Consider the following 24,287-nt stretch of genomic DNA (forward strand, 5'->3'; position numbering starts at 1 on the left):
TAACTCAATACACAAAGCCCGTCACCGTTGAGCAACCACTCAACGGTGACGGGCTTCTTCGTTTACGCACACAGCCTAAAAGTACAAACCCGAAAACACTAACCTGCGTGCTGCACATCCACGTCTGCACTTATAGACCAAGACACCAACCCCCATCAGTGGTTCAGACGCCTAACTTCGTCATTTAAGGGACTACATGCCTGACGTTTTAAGTCTTTAGCGCTCCCGTAAATCGTCGGCCACCAGCACTGTATTGATAGCGGGATGTCGTTCCCTTTTCGTGCCTTACAACTAGAATGAAGTCGGTATCAACTTTTGGCGGGATAGCGAAGGAGAACGCGATGAGGTTCCCGCAAACGTCGGCTCCTTTTACTCATTCTTATAACCCGGTCTTCCTGAAGAATCTGAAGGCTGTTTCCTACGGGAGAAAGAACGAGAACCCCTCTCCCTACAACCTTTGTCCGGTCTTTGAATCAGTAGAGCCTGTTCCGCAAGTGCGCGATATCCGTGGTGGGCTTGTGTTTTTCGGAGCGATGGTCTTGGCAGCGGGACTCATCTTCTTTGTGGGCTTGCTTCTTAACAGCTTCAAGGTTCCGGTTCTCTTGGCGTTTCTTCTTGGCGCGTTGCTCCTTTATTTTTTGTTTCTCATCGCTAAGCATGCGCTGTTTGCTCTTCGCATTAATAGGGCCTGGAAGAATGGCTGGATCGATTTTTATCCGGTTCTCCTTGGCAGTCTATTTCACGATGAGGAGAATGCTAGGCGTGGGAAGAAGGGGAATTTTTATGCTACGAAGGCGTTGGTCGTGGCGCCAAACGGCGAGTCCCGGATGCTCGAGGTGTCCGTGGAAGGGCTGAGGTTGGACCGAATGATTAGGGAAGGCGCTGTCATGGTGCGTGACCGCCAGGGTATCCGCCTTGATGCAATCCGCAATAATGGGTGGACATTCTGGGCCGTCGTTCGTGGTCGGCCGTTGGACGACGGAAGCGTGGAACATGGGCTGTCCGCTTCACAGGTGGCTGCGGGCTTGGATCGCGTTCGGCATGGTTGGCCATTGGATCGGCTTGATTCCTTGCCTGAGGGCCCGTGAATTTTGACTATTAGCCATGGTTGTGGGTCATTTCACTCACCAGTCGGTGCATTGCCGGTTTCGGGCCGCTGACCTGTACACTGGTTCGGTACATACGGACGCGTCTACCGCAGAAAGTGCATGGATTTAATGTCTGAATCTAACTCCCGCGACCACGAGCGTGGCCGCGAAGGTTCCTCGGAAAGCAACCGGGGAAACAACCGCTCTGGTGGCCGGAAGTTTGAGAAGCGTGGCGGCGCATCGGGGCGTCGAGAAGAGCGTCGCGGCGATCGCCGCGATGATCGCCGTGGCGGTCGCGCTGGTGCTAAACCTCGTCGTGGGGATCGCCGCAACGATCGGCAGGGCCACGATCGTGATAAGCACAAGGCCTCGCATCCGCAGCGTTCGGGCTACCGTGAGGAGCGGATCAATCGCCGCATGACGGACCCGGATCTGCCATCTGATATCGATATCACTGACCTCGATCCTTCTGTGCTGCAGGACCTCTCCTCGCTATCGAAGGAAAATTCCGAAGCAGTGGCCAAGCATCTCATTATGGCGGCAACGTGGCTTGATGATGACCCGCAGCTGTCACTTCGCCACGCGCGCGCGGCAAAGGATCGCGCTGGACGCGTATCGGTTGCGCGTGAAATGAATGGAATCGCCGCCTACCGTGCTGGGGAGTGGAGGGAAGCTCTAGCGGAGTTGCGCGCTGCGCGCCGCATTTCCGGTGGCCCTGGATTGCTTGCCGTGATGGCGGATTGTGAACGCGGCCTTGGTCGCCCAGAGAAGGCCGTGGAGCTGTGGCGCAGCGAAGAGGCCAAGGAGCTGGCACCGGAGGATGCCATCGAGTTGGCAATCGTGGCTGCAGGTGCACGCTTAGACATGGGTCAAGCAGATTCTGCTGTGGTCACGATTCAGCGCGCGCAGCCGAACAAGGACGCCACAGGCGTGTCTGCCTGCCGCCTTTCTTATGCTTACGCCAATGCTCTGCTGGAGGCCGGCCGTAAGGAGGAGGCACAGGAATGGTTCCAGCATGCGGTTGACATCGATGAAGGAGACTGGACCGACGCCGCGGAGCGCCTGGCCGAATGTAAATAATGAGTATTCTCAAGACCCACGATTCGCTGCTGCTAGATCTTGACGGAACCGTGTGGGAGGGAGGACAGGCCCTCCAGTGCGTCGTTGACGTTATTAACTCCTGTGGTGTTCCCGCGGTGTATGTGACGAACAATGCTTCCCGCAGCCCCCAGACCGTGGCTGGCATGCTCGGAGAAATTGGACTGAAAACGGATGCCAACCGAGTTGTTACCTCCGCGCAAGCCGCAGTCAAAATTGCCCGTGAGGACTTCCCGGCAGGAACCAAGGTTCTTGTCATCGGCGCTGACTCATTCCGCACTCTGGCCCGTGAGGCAGGGTTCGAAGTAGTCGACAGCGCCGATGATAAGCCTGCGGCAGTGTTGCAAGGCATGGATAAGTCGGTCGGTTGGGAACAGCTTTCCGAGGGGGCATTTGCTATCAATCAAGGTGCGAAATACTACGCCTCCAACCTCGATACGTCGCTGCCGACGGAGCGAGGAATGGCCGTGGGCAATGGCTCGCTCGTCGCGGCTGTTGTTTCGACCACGGGCGTTGAACCTATTTCTGCAGGCAAACCGGAGCCCGCTATGTTTACGCAGGCGGCCAAGCTGGTGGGGTCGACCAAACCCCTTGCTGTCGGCGACCGTCTGGACACCGATATCGTCGGTGGTAATAACGCAGCGATGGATACGTTCCACGTGTTGACCGGTGTGTCTCGTGAGCTGGCGCTTATTGAGGCCATTCCGGAGGCACGTCCCAATTTCATCGGCGCGGGCTTCCACGAGCTCTCCCTCTCGGAAGCACAGGCACGGCCAGGAGCCCAGGGCGGATTCCGGGCTCGGTATGACGGTTATGACATCGTCCTCCAAGGAGGCGATGAGAAGTCGACTTCGGTCGAGGCGCTGCGCACGGTTTTGGAAGTAGCCTGGGCGGGCGCTGAGCCTCCTCGCTATATTCAGCCGCGGAGCGAGGCCGCTGAAAGGGTAGTATCCACATGGCGGTAAAGCCCCATGACCCGCGGGCGGTGCTTGCCCCAGAAAAACTGGATGAGTCCATCGCCGCGATTCTTAACGAGCCAGTGGAAACTCTTGAGCAGGAGCTGGTCCAGCTGGACCGTGCTCACACCGTGCTGCGGGATGCGCTTCAAGACAACTAGCGCTTTACACCAAGGAATGTAGGGGAAAGAGGACCTGTCTATGCCACCGCAACGTCGCCGTCTTGACGCGGAGTTGGTACGCCGAAAGATCGCGCGCTCACGTGAGCACGCTGTTGAGATGATCAAGGCCGGCCGCGTGACGGTTGGTGGTTTCAAGGCCACCAAACCCGCCACGGTGGTGGAACCAGAGGTATCCATCAAGGTGGAGGCCAGTGAGGGGGATGACTGGGCGTCGCGAGGCGCACACAAGCTCTTGGGCGCACTTGAAGCCTTTGACGTGGATCTGAAGGGCAAGCGCGTGTTGGACGCAGGAGCGTCGACCGGTGGGTTTACCGATGTCTGTTTACGCCGCGGTGCCGCGGAGGTGTTATCGGTTGACGTGGGCTACGGGCAGCTGTTGTGGCGCCTGCAAAACGATGAGCGCGTTACCGTGTTAGACCGCACGAATATTCGTAATCTGACCCTAGAGCAGACCGGTGGGCCGTGCGATGCCATGGTGGGTGACTTATCTTTTATCTCCTTGAAATTGGTGCTTCCGGCCATCGTGGAGTGCATGGTCGATGGCGCGTGGTTACTGCCCATGGTCAAGCCACAGTTTGAAGTAGGTAAGGACCGTATTGGCGCCGGCGGCGTGGTGCGGTCACCCGAGCTTCGCGCGGAAGTAACCAAGGACGTGGCGGTCTTCGCTCAGGAGCTCGGCCTAAGCGTAAAAGGTGTGGCTGCCTCCCCGCTACCGGGACCGAGCGGTAACGTCGAGTATTTCCTCTGGCTGGTCAAGGACGGGATGTCCACCCCGGAGGATAGGCTGGACGTACTGATTGATACGGCAATTAAGGAAGGACCTCAGTGAGCACTACCAGCGCCGCGGATGGCACCATGCGCCGTGAAATTCTTCTTGTCCCGCACGCCAGTCGCGAGGAAAACCTTGCCGCCACCCACCGGGCCGCGGAGCTGCTGCAGGAGGCAGGCATTAAGGTGCGCGTCTGTGCTGCGGATACTGTGCTTCCCGGGCTGCAGCACGTCCGGCATACACCAGCGGCAGCAGAGGGCTGCGAACTGGTGTTGGTGCTCGGAGGCGATGGCACGTTCTTGCGCGCTGCGGATATGGCCCGCGCCGTGGACGTTCCGGTGTTGGGCATCAACTTGGGGCACGTGGGCTTCCTCGCAGAATGGGAAGCGGAGTCCCTAGACCGTGCGCTCGTGCGCGTCATCGAGCAGTCCTATGACGTCGAAGACCGCCTGACCATCGACGTGAGCGTCTTCGATTCGGAAGGCGCGTTGCGTGAGCGCAGCTGGGCGCTGAATGAGGCGTCGATTGAAAACCTCAACAGGTCCGGAGTGCTTGATGCCATCCTCGAAGTGGATGGCCGCCCAGTATCCGCTTTTGGGTGCGACGGTGTACTTATTTCTACCCCTACGGGCTCCACGGCTTATGCCTTCTCCGCCGGCGGCCCTGTGCTGTGGCCTTCGCTCGATGCCATCCTGGTGGTGCCGAATAACGCGCACGCATTGTTTACCAAGCCGCTCGTGGTGTCTCCGGATTCACAGGTAGCGGTGGAATCGGCATCGGCAACGACTCCCGCCGTGGTGATCCTCGATGGTTTTCGGGAAATCTCCATGCCCCCAGGCTCACGCGTGGAAATCGTGCGCGGTGAACGGCCGGTGCGGTGGGTTCGCCTTGACCACCAGCCTTTCACTGACCGGCTTGTGTCCAAGCTGCGCCTTCCCGTGGAAGGCTGGCGCGGACCGCGGCATTAACCTGCTCTAGCGCGTAACCAGGAAGGAAGATAACTCTCCGTGCTCGTTGATATCAGCATTTCTGATCTCGGTGTAATTGAAAGCTCCACCGCGGAGCTTTCGCAGGGGCTCACCGTGCTCACTGGTGAAACCGGTGCTGGCAAGACCATGGTGGTAACCGGCTTGCGCCTGCTCGCGGGAGGGCGCGCTGATGCCTCGCGCGTGCGCGAAGGAGCCTCCAAAGCTGCCGTCGAAGGGCACTTTTCTTCTGACTCGAAGGCCGTGGCGGAACTAGTCGAGGAAGCCGGGGGAGAGCCCGATGAGAACGGCGAATACATCGCCTCCCGCACGGTGTCGGCTGCGGGACGCTCGCGGGCCTACCTGGGTGGGCGAGCGGTGCCGGCGGCGACGCTGGGGGAGTTCGCTTCCCATCTCATTACCGTCCACGGACAAAACGATCAGCTGCGGCTGCTGTCTACCGATCAACAGCTGGCGGCCATTGACCGCTTCGACCCTGCAGTTGAATCGGTCCGCGAAGCATATACCAAGGCATTTAGCCACTGGCGCGCGTTGGCCAAGGACTACCAGCGCCGGACAGAATCACGGCGTGAGCTGGCACAGGAAGTCGACCGGCTCCAGTTCGCGATAACGGAGATCTCGGACCTTGATCCGGAACCGGGCGAGGACGCGGAGCTCGTGACTCTCATTAAGCGCCTGCAGGATGTTGATGCCCTGCGCGAGGGAGCCGCCACCGCGCTGAGCGCTCTCGATGGTGGGGAAGGTTTCGGTGATGAGGACACCGCAGTCAATCTCGTCGGCACCGCTGAAACCGCGCTGGCTGGGGCCAGCGACGTCGAACTCGCGCGGCTCGGGGAGCGATTGAGCGAGGTCACCGCGCAATTGACCGATATTGCCGCTGAGCTCACCACGTATCTGGGAAATCTCCCCGCAGATCCCAACCTCCTCGAGGAATCCCTGCAGCGCCAACAGGAGCTCAAGCGCCTGACACGTAAGTATGCCGCAGACATCGATGGGGTGTTGGCCTGGCGCGACGCGGCAGAAGCGAAACTCGCGACGTTGGACACCTCCACCGAGGCCCTCGAAGCATTGAAGAAGGAGGTAATGGCGGCCGAAAAGACAATGGTGGCTAAGGCCGAGAAGCTCACCGCCGCCCGCACCAAGGCAGCGAAGAAGCTGGGGTCGCAGGTCACCGAGGAGATTCACGGCTTGGCCATGCCTCATTCCACACTGACGGTCGCCGTGCACAAGGCGAAGTACTCCAAGACGGGCGCGGATGAAGTGGAATTCCAACTCAACGGAAAGCCCTTGGCCTCGGCCGCCTCCGGCGGTGAGCTCTCCCGCGTCATGCTGGCGATGGAAGTGGTACTCGCCAGCGGCGACGGCACCACCTTGGTCTTCGACGAAGTGGACGCCGGCGTGGGTGGTCGCGCGGCGGTGGAGATTGGGCGTCGGCTAGCGCGCCTGTCCATCACCAACCAGGTCATTTGCGTGACCCACCTGCCCCAAGTGGCTGCCTATGCGGATTCGCACCTGCACGTGTCCAAGGAGAAATTCACCTCAGGCGTGGCGGATTTGAGCGCCGAGGAACGCGTCGAGGAACTCGCCCGCATGCTCGCTGGTCTTGATGACACCGCGACTGGCCGCGCGCATGCCCAGGAGCTCTTCGACCGGGCTCAAGCAGAAGTGGAGAGTTTCCGCGCGCCTTCCACACATTGAGCGCCTAACAGGGGAAACTGTCAGGCATGAGTCTGTTTTCCCGTAACACCGATCTGCCTGGAGAACACGGCGCGCTGCGTGATTGCACCCCGGGTGGCAAGGGCATGAAGAAGTTCAGCGCCGGTGACTTCGCAGTCATTAACGCCGCCAACATCTCCCGCCAAGAGGCCCAGACCCTCGTGGATATGAAACCAGCTGCTGTGATTAACGTGGCGGAGTTTTCTACCGGCTCCATTCCGAATTATGGCCCGCACATGCTTCTCGACGCCGACGTCACCCTCATCGAGGGCGTGGGCCAAGATTTCGTCAGCAACTTCAAGGACGGGAAGAAGGCGCGTCTTACTGAGGACGGGACGGTGTATGTGGGGGATACCCAGCTGTCTTCTGGAACGGTGGTTACCCGGGACCGCGCGGAGAAGAACTTCTCCTCCGCGCAACGCGAACTTATCGACCATATGGAAGCCTACTTTGGCAATTCCATCGAGTTCATCCACTCCGAAGGCCCGCTCCTCATCGATGGCCTTGGCGTTCCGGATGCTGGTTCCGTCATGGCGGGACGCAAGGTCCTCGTGGTGTCGCCCTCTGAGGAGCACCGCAAAAAGCTCACGCTGCTGCGCAACTTCATCCGCGAGTATGAACCCATCATCATCGGTGTCGACTCTGCCGCAGATACGTTGGTGGAGCTGGGCTATCAGCCTAACTTCATCGTGGGAAACCCTTCGGAAGTGAGCTCTGAAACCCTGCGCAGTGGTGCCCAAGTTATCCTCCCAGCTGAGCCGGACGGCACTGCGGAAGGCCTCGAGCGCATTCAGGATCTGGGAATTGGCGCGATGACATTCCCGGCTGCGACAGACTCAGCAACGGATCTTGCACTCCTGCTCGCGGACTACCACGAAGCGCAGATGATTGTGCAGGTTGGGGGCGCCCTCGATCTCGATGACATCTTTGCCAACGAGCCGACTGCCACGCCCGCAGCCTTGTTGTGCCATATGAAGGCCGGTACGCGCCTCGTGGACGCGGACGCCGTCATCAACCTCTACACCGCGCCGAATTCTGGCGCAATGGGGTGGCTGTGGGCCCTGCTGGGCATTTTCGTGGCGCTGGCTGTGGTCATCCTCATCGTCGGCCTGGGTGGCGATGAATCATTCCTGCAGAACCTGATCGATACGTGGAACAACTTCGCGTTGAGCGTGCAGGGGTGGTTTAAATAATGGGTTCGCCTAAATCCCTGATTGTCACTGGCCTTGGCTTCGGTGCAGCCATTGGTATTGCGTTGGGCTCGTTGGTCATTGCACCGAACATGGACTCCACCCCGGGGCGCGGTGGGGAGTCCAACGATGAGGTCCGAGAAAAATACAGCAAGCTGGTGCTTGACCACAACATTGCGAAGGCCCAGCTGGATTCCGCTGATTCCGTGATGGGGGACCTCGGCCGTTACGTCGTCGACGGCACTCTAGTCCAGCGTCCGGTCATGGTACTCAGCATGCCCGACGCCAATGATGCCGATGTCACGGCTGTGAAGGATCTCCTCGGCTCCGCGGATTCTACCGACGCTGGAAGCATTAAACTGACGGAAAAATTCTTGGCCCAGGAATCCGCAGACAAGTTGTTGTCCCTCGTCACCACCACGCTGCCGGCAGGAGCGAAGCTCGATAAGAAGAAGATCGATGCCGGTACTCATGCCGGCCAAGCGCTTGCTGCCGGGCTGATGATGGATGCTAAGACCACCCAACCGCTTGCCACCGTCGACGATCGGGCGACCTTGCTGCGTGCCTTGCGCGATGCCGGCTACATCGACTACAAGGATGGCACGATCCTGCCCGCTCAGGCGGTCGTAATCGTCGGCGGCGGCCTGACACCGGGAGAAGACGAAGACAGCGCTGGCAAGAAGTACACTATCGACACCACCGTCAAGTTCCTGGAAGGTTTCGAGTCCGCGGACGCCGCCATGGTGTATGCCGGGCGTGTGCAGTCTGCAGGGGATGGCGGAGTGTTGGAAAAGCTGCGGGCGGCCAAGACTGGGATTAGCACCGTGGACTCCATCGACCACCCGGTCTCCCAGATGGCCAGCGTTTTGGCCGTCAAGGAGCAGCTTGATGGCGGCCGCGGCGTCTACGGTTCTGCAGCGAATGCCGAGGGCGCAGCGCCGGCGCTGCCGAAGGATCTCTAAATGCCACACGAGTTTCGTACGGTGGGAAGCGAGCTGCTTGTCGACGCCCCCATTATCGCCGTCCGCCGTGATGACGTTGTGATGCCGGGAGATGTCGTGGCGCAGCGGGAGATCGTCGAGCACCTCGGTGCCGTGGCCGTTGTGGCTTTGGACGAGGACAACCGCGTCGCCATGGTGGAGCAGTACCGCCACAGTGTGAGCAAACGCCTGTGGGAGCTGCCAGCTGGTTTGCTCGACGTCAAAGGTGAAGATGAGCTCAGTGCCGCACAACGCGAACTCCAAGAGGAGGCCGGACTGGCCGCCGAGGACTGGGGTGTGTTGACCGATCTGGTGACCTCCCCGGGCTTTTGTGAAGAAGCCGTACGGGTGTTCGTGGCGCGTGGGCTGCGGGACGTCGCCAAGCTCGAGGCCACAGGTGATGAAGAGGCCGACATGGGGTTTTCGTGGGTGCCGCTAGCGGAGGCCGTCGACCGTATCCTCGCCGGCGAGATTGTGAACTCTATTGCAGTGGCCGGAATTCTCGCCGCCTATGCCTGTGTGCGTGAAGGACGCACACCGCGGCCGGTTGATTCACCTTTCGGGTTGCGGCCGCAGTCGCTGGCTAGCCGGCGTACCGGACCGGATTTGAAGAAGCTGTGAGCAGCACGACTCCTGCTGCTGCCGCTGGGCAAGCGTGGCTGATGCACCTCATGGTGGAAAAAGGTGCCTCGAAGAACACGGTGAGTAATTACCGGCGTGACATCAATCGCTACGTGTCGTGGCTAGCGGAATCTGGGATCACGGATTTGCGCCAGGTTTCTCGCGCGCACGTGGAGAACTACCTCATGTACCTGCGTGAATCCCTAGCCCAGTCCTCGGCCAGTCGAGCGCTGATCGTCGCGCGTGGGCTGCATAAATTTGCGCTCGCGGAGGGGATGATTGAAGAAGACGTCGCAGCGGAGGTTTCGCCGCCCAAGCGGGCCCAAGCGCTACCGGAGACCCTCAGCGTGGAGGATGTCGAGACTTTGCTCAACGCCATTCCCACTGATGAATCCGCAACCCCCATAGACATCCGCGATCGCGCTTTGCTGGAGGTTCTCTACGGCACGGGCGCGCGCATCTCCGAAGTGATCTCCTTGAGCGTGGATGACGTAACGGCTGAGGGGCCGACGTCCGTGCGCGATATTCTGCTGCTGAGCGGCAAGGGCGATAAGCAACGCCTCGTTCCGTTGGGTTCGCATGCGGTAAGAGCGGTCGAGCATTATCTCGTGCGGGCACGGCCGGTCTTAGCAACTGGAGCCTCCCACGCGCTATTCCTCAACACCCGGGGCAAGGCCCTGTCACGGCAAAGCGCATGGGCCGCCATCAAGTCCGCTGCACAGCGCGCGCACTTGAGCGCCAACATCTCTCCGCACACCCTGCGTCACTCCTTTGCTACCCACCTGCTGGAGGGTGGTGCGGATGTGCGTACAGTTCAGGAACTGCTGGGTCATTCTTCCGTGACGACGACGCAGATTTACACGCACGTGACTGCGGATTCGCTTCGCGAGGTGTGGCGCACTGCTCATCCACGCGCCTAAAGGCGCCTAGAATCAGTTCGATTTAAATCAACGAAAAGGATTTCTATGACTTCATCTGCTCGCGCTTCCCGGACCTTTCGCGGGGCTGCGATTGCTCTCGCGCTCACCGTATTTCCACTTGCCGGTGTTGCGGCCAACCCGGTGAGCGCGAAGGGCGGGATCCCCGGGCTCGGCGCGGCAGTTGCCCATGCTCAGGATGCCACCATCCCCGTGCCGGCTGGACAAACCACGACGGTTTCCCTGCCGGTGCCTGTCGACGTCTCCGTGGCTGCCGATGGGTGGAATGTGAGCGCCTCAGGTGGCACTGCTACGGTGACGGCCCCGCCAGCAGGTGGACAGATTACCGTTCCAGTGACCTACCAGGGCGTGACCATGACCATCGTGCTCGTTGCCGACGCCGACGTCACCGCCGAGGAACTCAACGACGCTGCCGAAAGTGTCGATCCGGGGCGCCTTGGTGGTGGCCAGCCGGGGCCGGGGGACGCAGAGAACCAGCAAGGTAACGAAGAACTGGGTGGAAACGGCGACGTCACAGACGATACAAGCGATGGAGGATCGGCGACCGGTGCGGATAGTTCCAGCACCGGCCACGCGCAACCGCACCGTACGGGCCGTGGCTGGGAAGGCGTGGATGATTCCCACACGTCCTATGTCAACCTAGAATCCACCATCGAAGGCCAGACCATTCACGCCAAGCTAGGTTTGAAACAAGCACTGGACCTTTATAACCGCTTCAAGCATCTTGAGGATGAAGGCGTCACGCTGCGTTATCTCAACGCGGAAGGGGAGTTTATCGAGGGCGTGAGACGCGACATTGATAAGGGCTCGCGCACCATGTCCCTGACCTACCCAGAGGGCATGGAACCCGACAACCCCTTCATCATGCAGTTCATCAACGAGGACACCCAGTCGGCAGAGCTGGTGGTGACACTCACAGACCCAACCCGAGAGAACACCACCGACGTGCCTCCAGAGCAGCAGCTTGACAGCGACAGCGCCACGACAGCTAGCGAAGAATCAGGCACTGATACGGGCCTTGGCGCCGGCGCGGTGATAGCGGGGATTGCGGCACTCGGCATCATCGCATTGGTCGCTGGGTTCGCACTCCGTCGGTTCCGTTCGAACCGGAAGTAAAAGCTCTCGCAGTCTAGCTTCCAGGCTTTATGTGGCGGCTTTTGCTGGCTATAATCGCGATGCGGGTGCTCAAGGGGGTACCCTATAATCACAAGGATGTAAGAGTGCGGCGCCGGTGAGTGCCGCAGGGCTAACGCGAAGATGGCCTAACTAGAGCCGTACAGGTCAAGGAAGCAGGTGTGACTGTGAGCGACGAGGGACTGTTTGAGGCCTCCGAAACACAGGTCGGGTTGACCGGCCGGCCACTGCGGGAGCTTCCGGAACCAGAGCCATTGGAAAAGCATGGCCCCGCCACGATTATCTCCATGTGCAACCAGAAAGGTGGAGTGGGGAAAACCACATCCACGATCAACATGGGAGCATGCTTGGCGGAGTTGGGGCGTAAAGTCCTCCTCGTTGACTTGGACCCGCAGGGCGCTCTGTCTGCCGGATTGGGTCTGACTCATGACCAGATTCAGGACACCATCTATGACGTCATGCTCGATAGTGAGGTCTCGGTGCATTCTGCCATCGTGCACACCGGCGTGGCAGGGCTCGACCTGGTTCCGGCCAACATTGATCTTTCCGCCGCAGAGATTCAGATGGTCAACGAGGTGGGCCGCGAGCACACCTTGGCCCGAGCGCTGCGCCCGGTACGCAAGGACTATGACTTCATCATCATTGACTGCCAGCCTTCCCTAGGCCTGCTCACGGTCAATGCGCTGGCCTGCTCGCAAGGCGTCATTATCCCGATGGAATGCGAGTTCTTCTCCCTGCGCGGCCTCGCGCTGTTGACCGACACCGTGGAGAAGGTTGCTGACCGCATCAATTTCGACCTAGAGATCATGGGCATTCTGGTCACTATGTTTGACCGTCGCACCCGCCACGCCCGCGAAGTCATGGACCGGGTAGTTGAGTACTTCGGGGACAAGGTCTTCGACACGGTGATTACGCGGACCGTGCGTTTCCCAGAGACCTCGGTAGCCGGTGAGCCGATTACCACCTGGGCACCGAGCTCGCAGGCTGCCAAGCAATACCGCGACCTAGCTAAAGAGGTCATTGAGCGGGCCAACGGCTAGCCGCCTATTATGACCCAACCGGAGATCACCGGCTTTCGCATCGCGCTGGGCAATTTTGAGGGTCCGTTCGATCTGCTGCTCCAGCTCATTCAAGCGAAAAAGCTAGATGTCACCGAGGTGGCGCTGTCTGAGGTTACCGATGAGTTCGTGGCCTATACCCGAGCGTTGGGGGAGACCGCGGACCTGGACGAGACGACGGAATTTCTGCTCATCGCCGCTACGCTGTTGGATCTGAAGGCGGCGCGTTTATTGCCGCGCGGCGAGGTCGATGACCTTGAGGACCTCGAGCTGCTGGAGACCCGAGATCTGCTTTTCGCGCGGTTGCTGCAGTATAAGGCTTATAAGCAGGTCGCTGACCAGTTTGCGCAGTGGCAGCGCGGCGCCCAGCGCCGCTATCCACGTGCGGTGGCGATGGAGGAGCGCTTCAGCGAGCTTCTTCCACCTGTCAAACTTGGACACACCCCAGCCACGTTCGCGGAGCTCGCCGCCGGGGTATTCCGCCCCAAGCCTCCCGAGGAAGTCGCGACCGGTCACATCCACCAGGTCGCGGTCTCTGTGCCGGAACAGGCTGGAAAAATCCTCACCACTCTCAAGCTGTTAGGCACAGGGCAGTGGATGAGCTTTGATGCGTTAACGCGGGACTGCACCATTTCCATGGAAGTCGTGGGCCGCTTCTTGGCGTTGCTGGAGCTGTACAAAGCCAAGGCTGTGGATGCGTCCCAACCCGAATCCTTAGGCCCGTTGGAATTGTCGTGGACAGGGCTCGACGTGGATCCGGCCGTTGTTGCGGCGGCGAACTGGGATTAAGGTACGCTACCGACTCATGGAGGACACGTCACCCGCAGCACACAGTGAGGCCCCAGTGCCGCGCGCACCGGCGGCTCTTCCGCTGATCCCGCAATTGCGCTCACGCCTCGAATCGATCCTTCTGGTTATCGATTCACCCGCCAGCGCGGAAGAGTTGGCCCGCGTGGTAGATGCGGAGGTTTCTGTTGTCAGAGATACTTTGCGGGCAGTGGAGCGTGAGCTCACCGAGCGTGGCTCTGGCATCGACCTGCGCGAGACACCGGAAGGATGGCGTTTTTATACCCGCAAAGAAAATGCGGACGCCGTCGAGCAGTTCGTGCTTGATGGGACCCAAACCAAGCTTTCGCGCGCCGCACTGGAAACCCTCGCGGTCATTGCCTACCGCCAGCCGGTCACCCGCGCCCAAGTCGCTGGTGTTCGCGGCGTCAACGTCGATGGCGTTGTCCGCACGCTGCTCCTGCGCGGGCTCATCCGAGAGATCGAAAGCCCCGAGCCCACAGTCGGCAACGCACACCAGTATGAAACCACTGAGCTTTTCCTGGAGCTTCTGGGAATTGACTCCCTCGAGCGTCTTCCAGACCTCGCACCGTTGCTGCCAGACATCGAGCAGATCGATGAGGACTACTCATAAAGGCCCACCGTGCGGTAGGATTGCGGCCGGACAACGGCGCGGATCCGCGCGCCGCAAATTGAAGAACTATTGAGAGGACACATCCGTGACTCCACCCGCTCGCCGCGATGGCACACCGGACAAGAAAAAGCGAGACAGCGACATGATTGTCTCGAACGCTAAGCCGGCTCGCCATCAGCATGTAAAGAAGAAGGCCACCGCCGATTCCGTCGCCCGCGACTTGGGCGCGGACTGGCTGGTAGACGGTAAAGCTAAGAAGAATTCCCAGAACCAAGGCGAACGCCTCCAGAAGGTGCTGGCCAAGGCCGGCGTTGCCTCCCGCCGCCATGCGGAGATCCTCATCGATGAGGGCCGTGTTGAGGTCAACGGTCAGGTCATCATCACCCAAGGCACCCGAGTTAACCCCAACACGGACGTGATCCGCGTCGATGGCACACGCATCAACGTCAACGAAGAAACTCAGTACTTCGTACTCAACAAGCCCCGCGGCATGCAGTCCACTATGTCGGATGACATGGGTCGTCCGTGCGTGGGCGATGTCGTAGCGGATCGGGTCGTGGCGGGCCAGCGCCTGTTTCACGTCGGGCGCCTCGATGCGGATACCGAGGGCCTTCTTTTGCTCACCAACGACGGTGAGTTGGCCAACCGCCTCATGCATCCTAAGTACGAGGTCACCAAGACCTACCTGGCCACCGTTTTGGGTGAGGCCGATAAGAGGCTGGTTCGCCAGCTGCGCGAGGGCGTTGAACTAGAAGACGGCCCGGCGAAGGCGGACTATGCGCAGATCGTGGACAAAAACCAGGGCTATTCGCTGGTGCGTCTTGAGCTGCACGAAGGCCGCAAGCACATCGTGCGCCGCATGCTGAAGGAGGCCGGCTTTCCGGTCCAGCGTCTTGTGCGCACCAAGCTCCACACCGTGCAGCTGGGCGATATGAAGCCCGGCTCCTTGCGCGCATTGAACTCCAACGAATTGACCAGCCTGTACAAGGCGGTGGGGATGTAATGATTTCAAACATGCCAAACCAGGGACTCGTTCTGGCCGTGGATGGCCCGTCGGGCACCGGGAAGTCCACGACCTGCCGCGCGTTGGCCAAGCGCCTCGACGCGAAGTATGTCGATACCGGCGCCATGTACCGCGTGGCTACCCTTGCCGTGCTGCGCGCGGGCGTGGACCCAGCGGATACCGACGCTGTCATCGCCGCAACCGCAAACCTGCCTCTGGAGGTCTCCGATGATCCGGATTCCACTCAGGTCATCTTTGCCGGCGAGGACGTCTCCCGCGTGATCCGCGAGGACGAGGTAACCCGCAACGTGTCGGCAGTATCTGCCATCCCGGAGGTACGCCAGAACCTCGTGGAGCTGCAGCGGAACCTTGCCGCGAAGGCACACCGTGCCATTGTGGAGGGTCGCGATATCGGCACCGTGGTGCTCGCTGACGCTCCCGCTAAGGCCTTCATGACGGCCAGCGCCGAGGTCCGCGCGCAGCGCCGCCACGATCAGAACCGTGCGGCGGGCATCGATTCGGATTTTGACACCGTGCTTGCCGACGTCGAGCGGCGCGACGCTGCGGACTCCTCCCGTGCCACCTCGCCGCTGCGCCCAGCCGAGGACGCCGTACTCGTGGATACCTCTGAGATGACCCCAGACGAGGTCCTCGATGCCCTCATCGCCGTCGTCGAAGAATCGGCCGCAAAGGAGGCCTCACATGACTAATGGACCGCAGAACCCAAACGTGAACCCCGAACAGCAGCCGGAAGAATTCGAGACGGAATTTCATTACCCGGTAGGCAAACTCGAGGAAGAGGTCGTGCGCGATCCGCACGGCGGGTGGGCGCAGAAGGATTTCGATTCTGAGGACTTCGGCTATGAATTCGATGAGTCGGAATTCGACGACTCCGAGTTCGGCGAAGCCGATTTCGGCGAGGAAGAAGATATCGCCGAAGGTGAGAACCCGCTCAGCGAAGAAGAGTGGGAGGCGCTATCTCACGCCTTTGGCGTGGGCGAGGAGCACACGGAGGAAAACCTCTGCACAGTGGCCGTTGTCGGCCGCCCGAACGTGGGTAAGTCTTCCCTGGTGAACCGCTTCCTCGGGCGCCGCGAAGCGGTGGTGGAGGATCACCCGGGCGTAACGCGTGATCGCGTCTCCTACGTGGCGGACTGGAACGGCCAGCGCTTCTTCGTTCAGGACACCGGTGGCTGGGATCCGAACGTCAAGGGCATCCACGCCGCTATCGCGCGCCAGGCAGAACAGGCCATGGAGACTGCCGACGTTATCGTGTTTGTCGTGGACACCAAGGTGGGCATCACCGAAACCGATGCGGTCATGGCCCGAAAGCTGCAGCGCTCTGAGGTGCCCGTCATCCTCGTCTCCAACAAGTTTGACTCGGAGACGATGTACGCAGACATGGCCGAGTTCTACGCGCTGGGCTTGGGCGATCCGTGGCCGGTATCCGCCCAGCATGGCCGAGGCGGCGCCGACGTCTTGGATGAAATTCTGCGTTTGTTCCCGGAAGAGCCGCGCCATTCTTCGATTACCTCCGGGCCTCGCCGCGTGGCGCTGGTGGGCAAGCCGAATGTGGGCAAGTCCTCGCTTCTGAATAAGCTGACGGCGGAGGAGCGCTCCGTCGTGGACAATGCCGCCGGCACGACGGTCGACCCAGTTGACTCCTTGGTGCAGCTAGATCAGCGCCTGTGGAAGTTCATTGATACCGCGGGCCTGCGCAAGAAGGTTAAGAACGCGCAGGGCCATGAGTACTACGCTTCGCTGCGCACGCGCGGCGTGATTGATGCTGCCGAGGTATGCATCATGCTTATCGACGCCTCCCAGGAAGTCTCCGAGCAAGACCAGCGCGTCCTCAACATGATTCTGGAAGCCGGTAAGGCCCTGGTCATCGCCTTCAATAAGTGGGACCTTGTGGACGAGGATCGCCGCTACTACTTGGAGCGCGAAATCGATGAGAACCTGCGTCACCTGCCGTGGGTGACCCGCGTGAATATCTCTGCGGAGACTGGCCGCGCCCTGCAGAAGCTAGAGCCTGCCATGATTGAGGCTCTCGAGAGCTGGGACCAGCGCGTGTCTACTGGTCAGCTCAACAACTGGATGCGTGAGGCGATTGCTGCGAACCCGCCGCCGATGAACAACAACCGCCTCCCGCGCGTGCTGTTCGCTACCCAGGCCTCGACACAGCCGCCGACTATCGTGCTGTTTACCACCGGCTTTTTGGATGCGGGCTATCGCCGCTATTTGGAGCGCAAGTTCCGCGAGCGTTTCGGTTTCCATGGCTCGCCCGTGCGCATCGCGGTGCGCGTGCGCGAGCGCCGTCAACGCCGATAGCTAGTGTGGGCTGAGAGCACGCAAGCGTCTAGATCCAGCCGTTTGCCTCGGCGCGCCGCGCGGCCTCAAATCGGTTACTTGCCTGTGTCTTCGTCATAATGGCGGACACGTGGTTGCGCACCGTACCGCCACTGAGATGGAGGTGTGCTGCGATATCGGCGGAGCCGAGGCCGCGAACCAGTAGGCGGCACACCTCGACTTCCCGTTCGCTCAGCGGGTTGTCGGGAGTAAAGAGTATGTCCTGAGCAAGCTGCGGATCGATGACACGCAGACCCGAGTGGACGCGGCGGATGGCATCGGCGAGTTCCTCCGGGGGAGTGTCTTTGACGAGGAAGCCATCGACGCCCGCGTTGAGGGCGCGTTTGACGTAACCGGGACGGCCAAACGTGGTGACGATGAGGCTGCGGCAGTGAGTATTGGCGATAGACTTTGCGGCATCGATACCGTTCATTCCGGGCATCTCAATGTCGAGTAGAGCGACGTCTACCTGATGCTCAGCAACGAGTGCGGCGACCTCGGCTCCGGTGGAACACTCGGCAACGACGTCGATGTCGGGTTCGGTACTCAGCAAAGCGGTGAGAGCGCCCCGGACCAGGGATTGGTCTTCGGCGATGAGTACGCGGATGTGTTCGCTCATAACTATCGCACCTGTTGAATCAGGTCCGGTGGCCGTCCAAGGCGAGGAGGACCGTGGTCACACCTTCGGCACGCTGAGTAATGACCTCGCCACCGACAGCTTCTGCACGGTGGCGAAGGCCGGCGAGACCCGTGAGGCCGTCGGCAAGCGCCTGCGTGGCATCCTCCGTGAAGCCGTTGCCGTTGTCCGTGACCTGGAGGGAATCCTCAGTGAGAATCACCCAGCACTGCGTGGCACCCGAATGACGTACAACGTTGGTGGTGAGCTCGCGCAGTGCCCACGAGAACAGATCTTCATGAGCCCGTGGCTGGGTGAGAGTCTCTGGAAGGTGAGCTTGGATTCCGGCGGTTTCCAGAATGCGCCGCGCGGCTTGAATTTCGCCAGCAAAGGTGGGGTTCTTCATGCGAGTAACAGTGGAGCGGACCTCGGCAAGGGATAACCGAGACAGCGAACTAATCTCCTCGAGCTCGGCAGCGGCCTTGGTAGGGTCGCGGTCGATGAGCCGGCGGGCCACTTCGGCCTTGAGGTTGATAGCCGTGAGGGTATGGCCGAGGAGATCGTGAATATCTGAGGCAATGTCTTCTCGTTGCTGGGCCAGATCCAGGTCGTGGCGCAACGCTGTTTCGGTGTCTTCGCGCTGGGAGAGGGCACCGAGCGCCAAAATAAGGAGGGGCCACCCGAAGAGAATGATTGCGAGGTCAACGAAGCGCGGGCGATCGAACAACCAGACAGGGATACTAGCTAGGATTCCAGTGACCGTGATGATCACGGCTGCGATTTTGAGAGGCAAAGTGAAGGCTACCAAGGCCCCGAGGTAGGGCACGAAGACCACAATCCAGGCGCCGTGAGAAGGGACGGCGGCAAGCGCGATCAGCGCGAGAATAACCCACCGGATAGCTACTCGATGGTTATGGGACCACCCACGTGGATAGTCGTGCACCGTACCGAAAGAGACAAGGTAAGCAGCACAAAACACCGCGGTGATAATAACCGCCCAGGTTCGCTGGGCGGTGGAATAGCTGGGCTGGAGGAGGATCTGCAGCAGCACCGGTAGGAGAAAGATGAGCCAGACAGCGGCGAAAGCAGCGTCACGCGGTCTGAAGTTCCGCATCATGCTCGCTCCTTGTCGCGCTTGTGCAAAAGCAGGCATAGCCCGACGAACACCACCGTCCATACAGCGATATTAACGTATGCGTACCAGATCGGGTCCTCAATGAAGAGGCGTTCGCCATTGATCATCTGGGAGCCTTCAGAAAGAGGCCAACGGGCAAGCGCTTGCGCGCCATACATTGGGGTGAAGCGACCTACCTCCAACAGCGATTCCTTCAGCGGCATGAATACGTTCCCGGCAAACGCAAGTATGACGATGGTCGAGGTCGCTACGGAGACGGTGTTTTCCGAGGGAATGAGCATAGCGCAGGCCATGCCGTAGAAGCCGAAGGGAATGGCGCAGACAACAGTTATGAGAAAAGCTAGCGTCCACTGGTCCGGCTGCATGGACGCCTTTGTCAGCCCACCGGTAATGAAGACAGCGGCAATGGGCAGGATGGCACGAACCGAGATGTTGAGAAAGTTGGCAACGGCTAGCTGGGAAGACCGAAGGGGAGTCAACGCTAGTTGGCGGCCCCAACCCGCGCGATTCTCTGCGACCATAGATCCGGCTGCACCCACAGCGCCAGTGGCTCCTGCATAGAGCGCCATGCCGATCATGACCAGTGCGGCGACATTCCCACCGTTGAATTCGATGTCGCCGTACTCTTGCATCGCGCCAAAGAGGATATAGAAAATGATTGGCAGGCCGATGCTGAAAAAGAGCGTGGGCAGGTCTCGGCGCAGACGTTTAAGGTCGTGGGCCGCGTAGTTGAGGGTTGTCCCGAGCGTGGGAGTTACGGCATTGTTGATGCTCATCGTGGGGTCTCCTTATGGGGTAGTCGTGTCGGGGGAAGCGTTAGAGAGCTCCATAAAGGAGTCTTCGAGGCTATGGCCAGAAATTGTGATGTCCCGGGCCGTGGTTTCGGTGAGTAAGTAGCGAGCAAGTGCATCAGAGTCTCGGGTCGTGATGGACAGACCGGTGTCTGTGTGCTCTTGATACAGCACTCCTGGGAAAGACTCGGTCTCGAGGTTGTCCGGGATGCCGTTGGGGAAGCTGGCACGGATGGTACGGGTGGCGTTTGCATTGCGGATCTCCTCGGTAGATCCATCAGCTTGAATCTCGCCCCTGTTGAGCATGATGATGCGTTGGGCAAACGTATCGGCCTCTTCGAGATAGTGAGTGGTGAGAAGAATCGTTCGCCCAGCGCTTGCCTCCTCGTGCATGGCCTCCCAAAAATGACGGCGGGCGCCGGCGTCCATGCCTGCGGTTGGTTCGTCGAGAAGCAGCACTTCCGGATCTCCCAACAAGGCCAGCCCGAAGCGCAGACGTTGTTGCTCGCCGCCAGAGCACTTGCCCACCCGACGCGAGAGGATAGAGCCCAAGTTGGCGCGCTCGATGATCTCCTTATAGGGGCGGTGGACGGGAAACGCGGCACCGAGAAGCTCAAGGGTTTCCTTCACGGTTATCTCCGGTAATAAGCCGCCAGTTTGCATGACGGCACCGATACGCCCACTTTTAGAGGCATGAGGTGGAGAGGCGCCAAGCACACTAATAGACCCTGAGGTTGGGGTGGTCAGTCCCAGGATGAGGTCAAGCAGCGTGGTCTTGCCGGCGCCATTGGTGCCTAAGAGGCCGACGATTTCACCTTGCTGAATGCTAAAAGAGACGTCGTGAAGCGCGCGCACAGGATTGCGGGAGGAGGCGTTGAAGGTCTTGCTTACACCGGTGACGTCGATTGCTGGTGGGGTGGTACGTGTCGTGCTCATACCTTCACGCTATGGCGGGAAGGTTTTCGCAGCGTAGACAGGGTGTCACGAATCCGGGATGACAGTTGTCATGGTTGACGGAGGTGGCTACTCACTTGAGCGCGCCAGCACGAAAGCATCAGTTCGGTACGGAATACGCAGGACCTGGCCGGGCTTAAAACCCATGTGCTCATAGAGGTACCAGTTGAGGTTGTAGGTCATGCGCTCGTGGATTCTTTCCCCATTGCGAAGCCAATACGAGCGAGTATGCATTAGCTCATGCAGGTCCTCAGGGGCGAGCTCGTGTTCCCACGTAAGGCGCAGCTCCTCACGCAGTGTCCACGGCGCGGTAAAGGATGGGTAAAAGCCGGGACGGTGGACATCACCGGAGTGCATGATGCGGGAAAGACGCAGGATCCACGGGTCTGCATTGACGTCAAGGGTGTTCCATACCAAAAGGACCTTGCCACCCGGCCGAAGGATTCGGTCGAATTCTGCACATGCCTGGCCGACGTCGACCCAATGCCAGGTTTGCGCGCAGGTGAGGGCATCAAGGGAGGAGCTGGCGAGCGCTGTGTTCTCGGCGGTGGCGCGCCAGCACGGCACTCCGAGCCGGCGCAGGACACGCGTCATGTCGGGGGATGGATCGCTGGCATAGACGACGGAATTGGTCAGGGATTCAGTGAGCTTGCCGGTTCCTGCACCAACATCGAGAACTGTGTGCGCAGAAGCGATGAGCTGCGACACTTCGCGTGGGTAACCAGGGCGCACGTCATGGTAGGTCTCCGCGCCTTCGCTAAAAGCTTGCGCGGAATGCCTGCGTCGTTGGGCAGTGCCGAAGCTGGGCGCCTCCTTCCCCGAAGCCCGACGGTAGCTGGGGTAGTGCTCGGGCAGAGGGTGAGCGGGAGAGGCGCTGGAGGAAACAGATGGTTCGGAAGGCGAAGAGCACATGATGCTCTCAAATTTACCGTGGCGCTGCGGGTTCGTAGATGTCGGTGCGATGTTTTAAGGTGGACGAGGATTTATTGGCGCGCAGAAGTGAGAGTGTTGAGGGGGAACAATGGGTAAAACGTCTACAGCATGGCCGCGCCCAGTGCATACGCTCGTCGGTCTAGCGGCCAGCGCTGTCTGCGCGCTAGCGTTGGCGTCGTGTGGAACATCCCAGGAAGCCCCGACATCCCCGACACCTGAAGCAGCATGGACAAATGATCTCGGTATCCCGGTAGCGCCCATGCTCGTCGGCCCTGAGCCGGGGCACACAAAGAAGATGAAGCTAGCCTCTGGGCGCAGCTTCCTACTTCACGTGCCTGAGAATTACACCCCGGAGCGCGCGTGGCCGGTGCTGCTTTCTTTCCACGGGTATACGGATTCGCCTGAGAATATGGAGAAGTACAGCCAGTTTGATGCTGCTGATGCCATCGTGGCTTACCCTGCTGGGGAGAAGGCGGCGTGGGCCCCAGCACCTTACGCAGTGACGAGCGCGGAAGAAGACCTCGACTTTGTGCGCACAATCGTGGATAGCCTGCGGGCCACTTATGAGGTGGACGACAATGCCATTTTCGCGGCTGGATTGTCTAATGGCGGAGGGTTTGCGGCCTTCTTGGCGTGCCGGATGCCAGGGACTTTTCGTTCAGTAGCTACCGTGTCAGCTGCATACTACGAAGGAATCCATACGGATTGCTCTGATCGTCCGGTAGGCCGTTTGGACATTCACGGAACTAAGGATCCCGTGGTCAACTATGAAGGCGGTGTGCGTCATGGCACGGCTTATTCTTCCGTTGCAGAGGTGCTCGGGCAGCATCAGAAACGCAACAAGTGCCGCGGCGACGTCGAGTCGGTGCGCCTCACAAACGGTGCGACCAGAGAGACGTGGACTGGGTGCCAGGCTCCGCTTCAGCACATCCGCATTGAGGGGGGATCTCACGTGTGGCCGGGTGGTAACAACTCCACGAAAATTGAGGTGGGCGAAGGCTTCGCCACCGATGCGGTGCTAGATTTCTTCGGAATCCCTGGCAGGCCCGAAGGCACAGAAGAGCATAATGTGGCCTAGAGCCGGGCTATCACCTCAAGGTGAAATGCGCACAAGGAGTATCGAGGGAGCGAACCCGCGCTAGACAGATATCCGCGACCGTTTCAAAACCCGCGTGGCGCGCGGCACTAGACGGCTCGGTGGGGTGGGGTATTTGGACCAAGTGGAATGAGCGTTGACCGTTATCCTCGCGGTTGAGCTCAACGACGGCTTGGGCAGTGGTTCCTGAGCCTGCAAAGAAATCAAGGACTACCGCGTCCGTGCCGCCGGTGATGGACAGTAGATGCTTGATGAGGCGCACAGGTTTGGGGAAGTCGAAGACTCCCGTGACACCAAGTGCTTCTTCGGCGTCACGACGGCCTGTTCGGGTTACCCCAAAACGCTCTCCATCGAGAATGGAACGGGGACGCGCACCCTTCTTTTCGTAGTTCTTGGTGTAGACAAAGCCGCGTCGAAAGACCAGCTCCTCATAATGCTCAGCGACCTTGTCTTTACCCCAACGCCACCGCGCGACGCCCGACTTGCCCTCCGGCTGGTGCGGCCAATATTCGTGGCCATTGGGGCCAACGATGGGAAAGTCGAGGCTTGGTAAGTATCCCAAGGTCTTAGAATCCAACCGCACGAGTGAATAATTCCCTTTCTCATCGCTGTGGTTATAGCGGGTTGAAGTGTGCGCTTCCAAGTCCAGGTTGAATCCGGCATTTGAAGGTGACTTGGCATAGCAAAGGATGTACTCGTGCTCGAGAACCGCATATTTGGAATCATTCTTCCCGGTCCCGCCCTTCTTCCAAATGAATTGCCCGGCGAAGCAGTCCTCACCGAAAACCTCGTTGAGTAGTAGGCGCAGGTGAGCGCTTTCTGACTCACCGATGGACACGATGATGAAGCCGGTATCGGCGAGCACCTCACGAGCCAGGATCAAGCGTGGCAACATCATAGAAAGCCACTCGGCATGCCACTGTCCAAAGTGCTCTGAGCGCATCTCTCGGCGTTGACGGAAATTATCGCGGTAGACAAAATCCTTGCCGGTGTTATAGGGCGGATCAATGTAGATGATGTCCGCTCTCATCCCCTGTGCAATGAAATCCTTTAAGGCGTCGAGATTATCTGCCACCGTCACGCTGTTGGGGGCCGAATGAGGACCGCTCATCAGTGTTCTTGTTCGAGTGGCCTTCTTCGTGGCCTGCGCCGCAGCCTGTTCCTTACCCGGCCACACAAGGCCAAAAACTGATCCGCCTTGTGGGACTGAAGGAATGTGTAGCTCAGAGGAAGACAGCTCTTCAGAGTGCCGGGCAGCGGATTGGTGTGCGGAA

The 24,287-nt window shown here is 59.9% G+C and carries 25 protein-coding genes; 19 read left to right on the forward strand and 6 right to left on the reverse strand.

Annotated elements, in window-relative coordinates:
- Positions 1 to 341 precede the first annotated feature (341 nt).
- The 18 genes from QKE52_RS02230 to der all read left to right on the forward strand — a co-directional run bounded on the left by QKE52_RS02230 (position 342) and on the right by der (position 17,470).
- Positions 342 to 1,088, forward strand: coding sequence for a hypothetical protein (locus QKE52_RS02230; protein ID WP_347947994.1), 747 nt, complete (start codon positions 342 to 344; stop codon positions 1,086 to 1,088).
- A gap of 129 nt (positions 1,089 to 1,217) precedes the next feature.
- The gene (locus tag QKE52_RS02235; RefSeq protein WP_347947996.1) at positions 1,218 to 2,168 is read left to right on the forward strand and encodes a tetratricopeptide repeat protein; all 951 of its coding nucleotides are present in this window, start codon (positions 1,218 to 1,220) and stop codon (positions 2,166 to 2,168) included.
- Positions 2,168 to 3,151, forward strand: a complete 984-nt coding sequence (locus tag QKE52_RS02240) for an HAD-IIA family hydrolase (RefSeq protein WP_070681374.1) — start codon at positions 2,168 to 2,170, stop codon at positions 3,149 to 3,151. Before QKE52_RS02235 ends, QKE52_RS02240 begins: the two co-directional genes overlap by 1 nt.
- Complete coding sequence (locus tag QKE52_RS02245) at positions 3,142 to 3,303, forward strand: hypothetical protein (RefSeq protein WP_168166985.1); 162 nt, start codon at positions 3,142 to 3,144, stop codon at positions 3,301 to 3,303. The genes QKE52_RS02240 and QKE52_RS02245 overlap by 10 nt, the downstream gene beginning before the upstream one ends.
- 40 nt (positions 3,304 to 3,343) lie before the next feature.
- Entirely contained in the window at positions 3,344 to 4,153 is an 810-nt protein-coding gene (locus QKE52_RS02250) for a TlyA family RNA methyltransferase (protein ID WP_347947998.1), read from the forward strand.
- A 26-nt stretch (positions 4,154 to 4,179) separates the two neighbouring features.
- A complete protein-coding gene (locus tag QKE52_RS02255) occupies positions 4,180 to 5,061 on the forward strand; it encodes an NAD kinase (RefSeq protein WP_046649256.1) in 882 nt (293 codons plus the stop codon).
- A 39-nt stretch (positions 5,062 to 5,100) separates the two neighbouring features.
- A complete protein-coding gene (recN, locus tag QKE52_RS02260) occupies positions 5,101 to 6,777 on the forward strand; it encodes a DNA repair protein RecN (RefSeq protein WP_328287677.1) in 1,677 nt (558 codons plus the stop codon).
- A 26-nt stretch (positions 6,778 to 6,803) separates the two neighbouring features.
- Positions 6,804 to 7,988 (forward strand): putative cytokinetic ring protein SteA, encoded by a 1,185-nt coding sequence (gene steA, locus QKE52_RS02265; RefSeq protein WP_347947999.1) that lies wholly within the window; start codon positions 6,804 to 6,806, stop codon positions 7,986 to 7,988.
- Positions 7,988 to 8,947 carry a copper transporter gene (locus tag QKE52_RS02270; protein ID WP_347948000.1) on the forward strand — a complete coding sequence of 320 codons (960 nt, stop codon included), beginning with the start codon at positions 7,988 to 7,990 and terminating at the stop codon, positions 8,945 to 8,947. Before steA ends, QKE52_RS02270 begins: the two co-directional genes overlap by 1 nt.
- Positions 8,948 to 9,586 (forward strand): NUDIX hydrolase, encoded by a 639-nt coding sequence (locus tag QKE52_RS02275; protein ID WP_347948001.1) that lies wholly within the window; start codon positions 8,948 to 8,950, stop codon positions 9,584 to 9,586. It abuts the gene before it with no gap.
- Between the two features lie 41 nt (positions 9,587 to 9,627).
- Positions 9,628 to 10,506: a site-specific tyrosine recombinase XerD gene (xerD, locus tag QKE52_RS02280; RefSeq protein WP_049154993.1), complete on the forward strand. Its 879-nt coding sequence runs from the start codon at positions 9,628 to 9,630 to the stop codon at positions 10,504 to 10,506.
- 45 nt (positions 10,507 to 10,551) lie between these two features.
- Positions 10,552 to 11,640 carry a hypothetical protein gene (locus tag QKE52_RS02285; protein WP_347948002.1) on the forward strand — a complete coding sequence of 363 codons (1,089 nt, stop codon included), beginning with the start codon at positions 10,552 to 10,554 and terminating at the stop codon, positions 11,638 to 11,640.
- A gap of 185 nt (positions 11,641 to 11,825) precedes the next feature.
- A complete protein-coding gene (locus QKE52_RS02290; RefSeq protein WP_046649257.1) occupies positions 11,826 to 12,698 on the forward strand; it encodes a ParA family protein in 873 nt (290 codons plus the stop codon).
- Between the two features lie 9 nt (positions 12,699 to 12,707).
- Positions 12,708 to 13,505, forward strand: a complete 798-nt coding sequence (locus QKE52_RS02295; RefSeq protein ID WP_347948003.1) for a segregation/condensation protein A — start codon at positions 12,708 to 12,710, stop codon at positions 13,503 to 13,505.
- A gap of 16 nt (positions 13,506 to 13,521) precedes the next feature.
- The gene (gene scpB / locus QKE52_RS02300) at positions 13,522 to 14,136 is read left to right on the forward strand and encodes an SMC-Scp complex subunit ScpB (protein WP_347948004.1); all 615 of its coding nucleotides are present in this window, start codon (positions 13,522 to 13,524) and stop codon (positions 14,134 to 14,136) included.
- Positions 14,137 to 14,221: 85 nt separating this feature from the next.
- Positions 14,222 to 15,139, forward strand: coding sequence for a pseudouridine synthase (locus tag QKE52_RS02305; protein ID WP_347948005.1), 918 nt, complete (start codon positions 14,222 to 14,224; stop codon positions 15,137 to 15,139).
- On the forward strand, positions 15,139 to 15,849 hold the full coding sequence (cmk, locus tag QKE52_RS02310; protein ID WP_049154964.1) for a (d)CMP kinase: 711 nt from the start codon (positions 15,139 to 15,141) through the stop codon (positions 15,847 to 15,849). Before QKE52_RS02305 ends, cmk begins: the two co-directional genes overlap by 1 nt.
- The gene (gene der / locus QKE52_RS02315) at positions 15,842 to 17,470 is read left to right on the forward strand and encodes a ribosome biogenesis GTPase Der (protein ID WP_347948006.1); all 1,629 of its coding nucleotides are present in this window, start codon (positions 15,842 to 15,844) and stop codon (positions 17,468 to 17,470) included. Before cmk ends, der begins: the two co-directional genes overlap by 8 nt.
- A 28-nt stretch (positions 17,471 to 17,498) precedes the next feature.
- Here the strand turns inward: der and QKE52_RS02320 are convergent, their stop codons facing one another.
- The 5 genes from QKE52_RS02320 to QKE52_RS02340 form a co-directional block, all read right to left on the reverse strand.
- Entirely contained in the window at positions 17,499 to 18,107 is a 609-nt protein-coding gene (locus tag QKE52_RS02320) for a response regulator transcription factor (RefSeq protein ID WP_049154967.1), read from the reverse strand.
- Positions 18,108 to 18,126: 19 nt separating this feature from the next.
- Positions 18,127 to 19,218, reverse strand: a complete 1,092-nt coding sequence (locus tag QKE52_RS02325) for a histidine kinase (protein WP_347948007.1) — start codon at positions 19,216 to 19,218, stop codon at positions 18,127 to 18,129.
- Positions 19,218 to 20,015: an ABC transporter permease gene (locus QKE52_RS02330; protein ID WP_070516231.1), complete on the reverse strand. Its 798-nt coding sequence runs from the start codon at positions 20,013 to 20,015 to the stop codon at positions 19,218 to 19,220. The genes QKE52_RS02325 and QKE52_RS02330 overlap by 1 nt, the downstream gene beginning before the upstream one ends.
- Positions 20,016 to 20,027: 12 nt before the next feature.
- Positions 20,028 to 20,966, reverse strand: coding sequence for an ABC transporter ATP-binding protein (locus QKE52_RS02335; RefSeq protein ID WP_347948008.1), 939 nt, complete (start codon positions 20,964 to 20,966; stop codon positions 20,028 to 20,030).
- An 87-nt stretch (positions 20,967 to 21,053) separates the two neighbouring features.
- On the reverse strand, positions 21,054 to 21,896 hold the full coding sequence (locus QKE52_RS02340; RefSeq protein ID WP_347948009.1) for a class I SAM-dependent methyltransferase: 843 nt from the start codon (positions 21,894 to 21,896) through the stop codon (positions 21,054 to 21,056).
- Between the two features lie 109 nt (positions 21,897 to 22,005).
- Here QKE52_RS02340 and QKE52_RS02345 point away from each other — a divergent pair, with 109 nt between their 5' ends.
- A complete protein-coding gene (locus QKE52_RS02345) occupies positions 22,006 to 22,995 on the forward strand; it encodes an alpha/beta hydrolase-fold protein (RefSeq protein ID WP_082254485.1) in 990 nt (329 codons plus the stop codon).
- Positions 22,996 to 23,005: 10 nt separating this feature from the next.
- Here QKE52_RS02345 and QKE52_RS02350 read toward each other — a convergent pair whose 3' ends face one another.
- Positions 23,006 to 24,124 (reverse strand): site-specific DNA-methyltransferase, encoded by a 1,119-nt coding sequence (locus QKE52_RS02350; protein ID WP_232751623.1) that lies wholly within the window; start codon positions 24,122 to 24,124, stop codon positions 23,006 to 23,008.
- Between the last annotated feature and the right edge of the window lie 163 nt (positions 24,125 to 24,287).

Source organism: Corynebacterium sp. c25Ua_47 (assembly GCF_039907205.1).
GTDB classification, from domain to species: domain Bacteria; phylum Actinomycetota; class Actinomycetes; order Mycobacteriales; family Mycobacteriaceae; genus Corynebacterium; species Corynebacterium hiratae.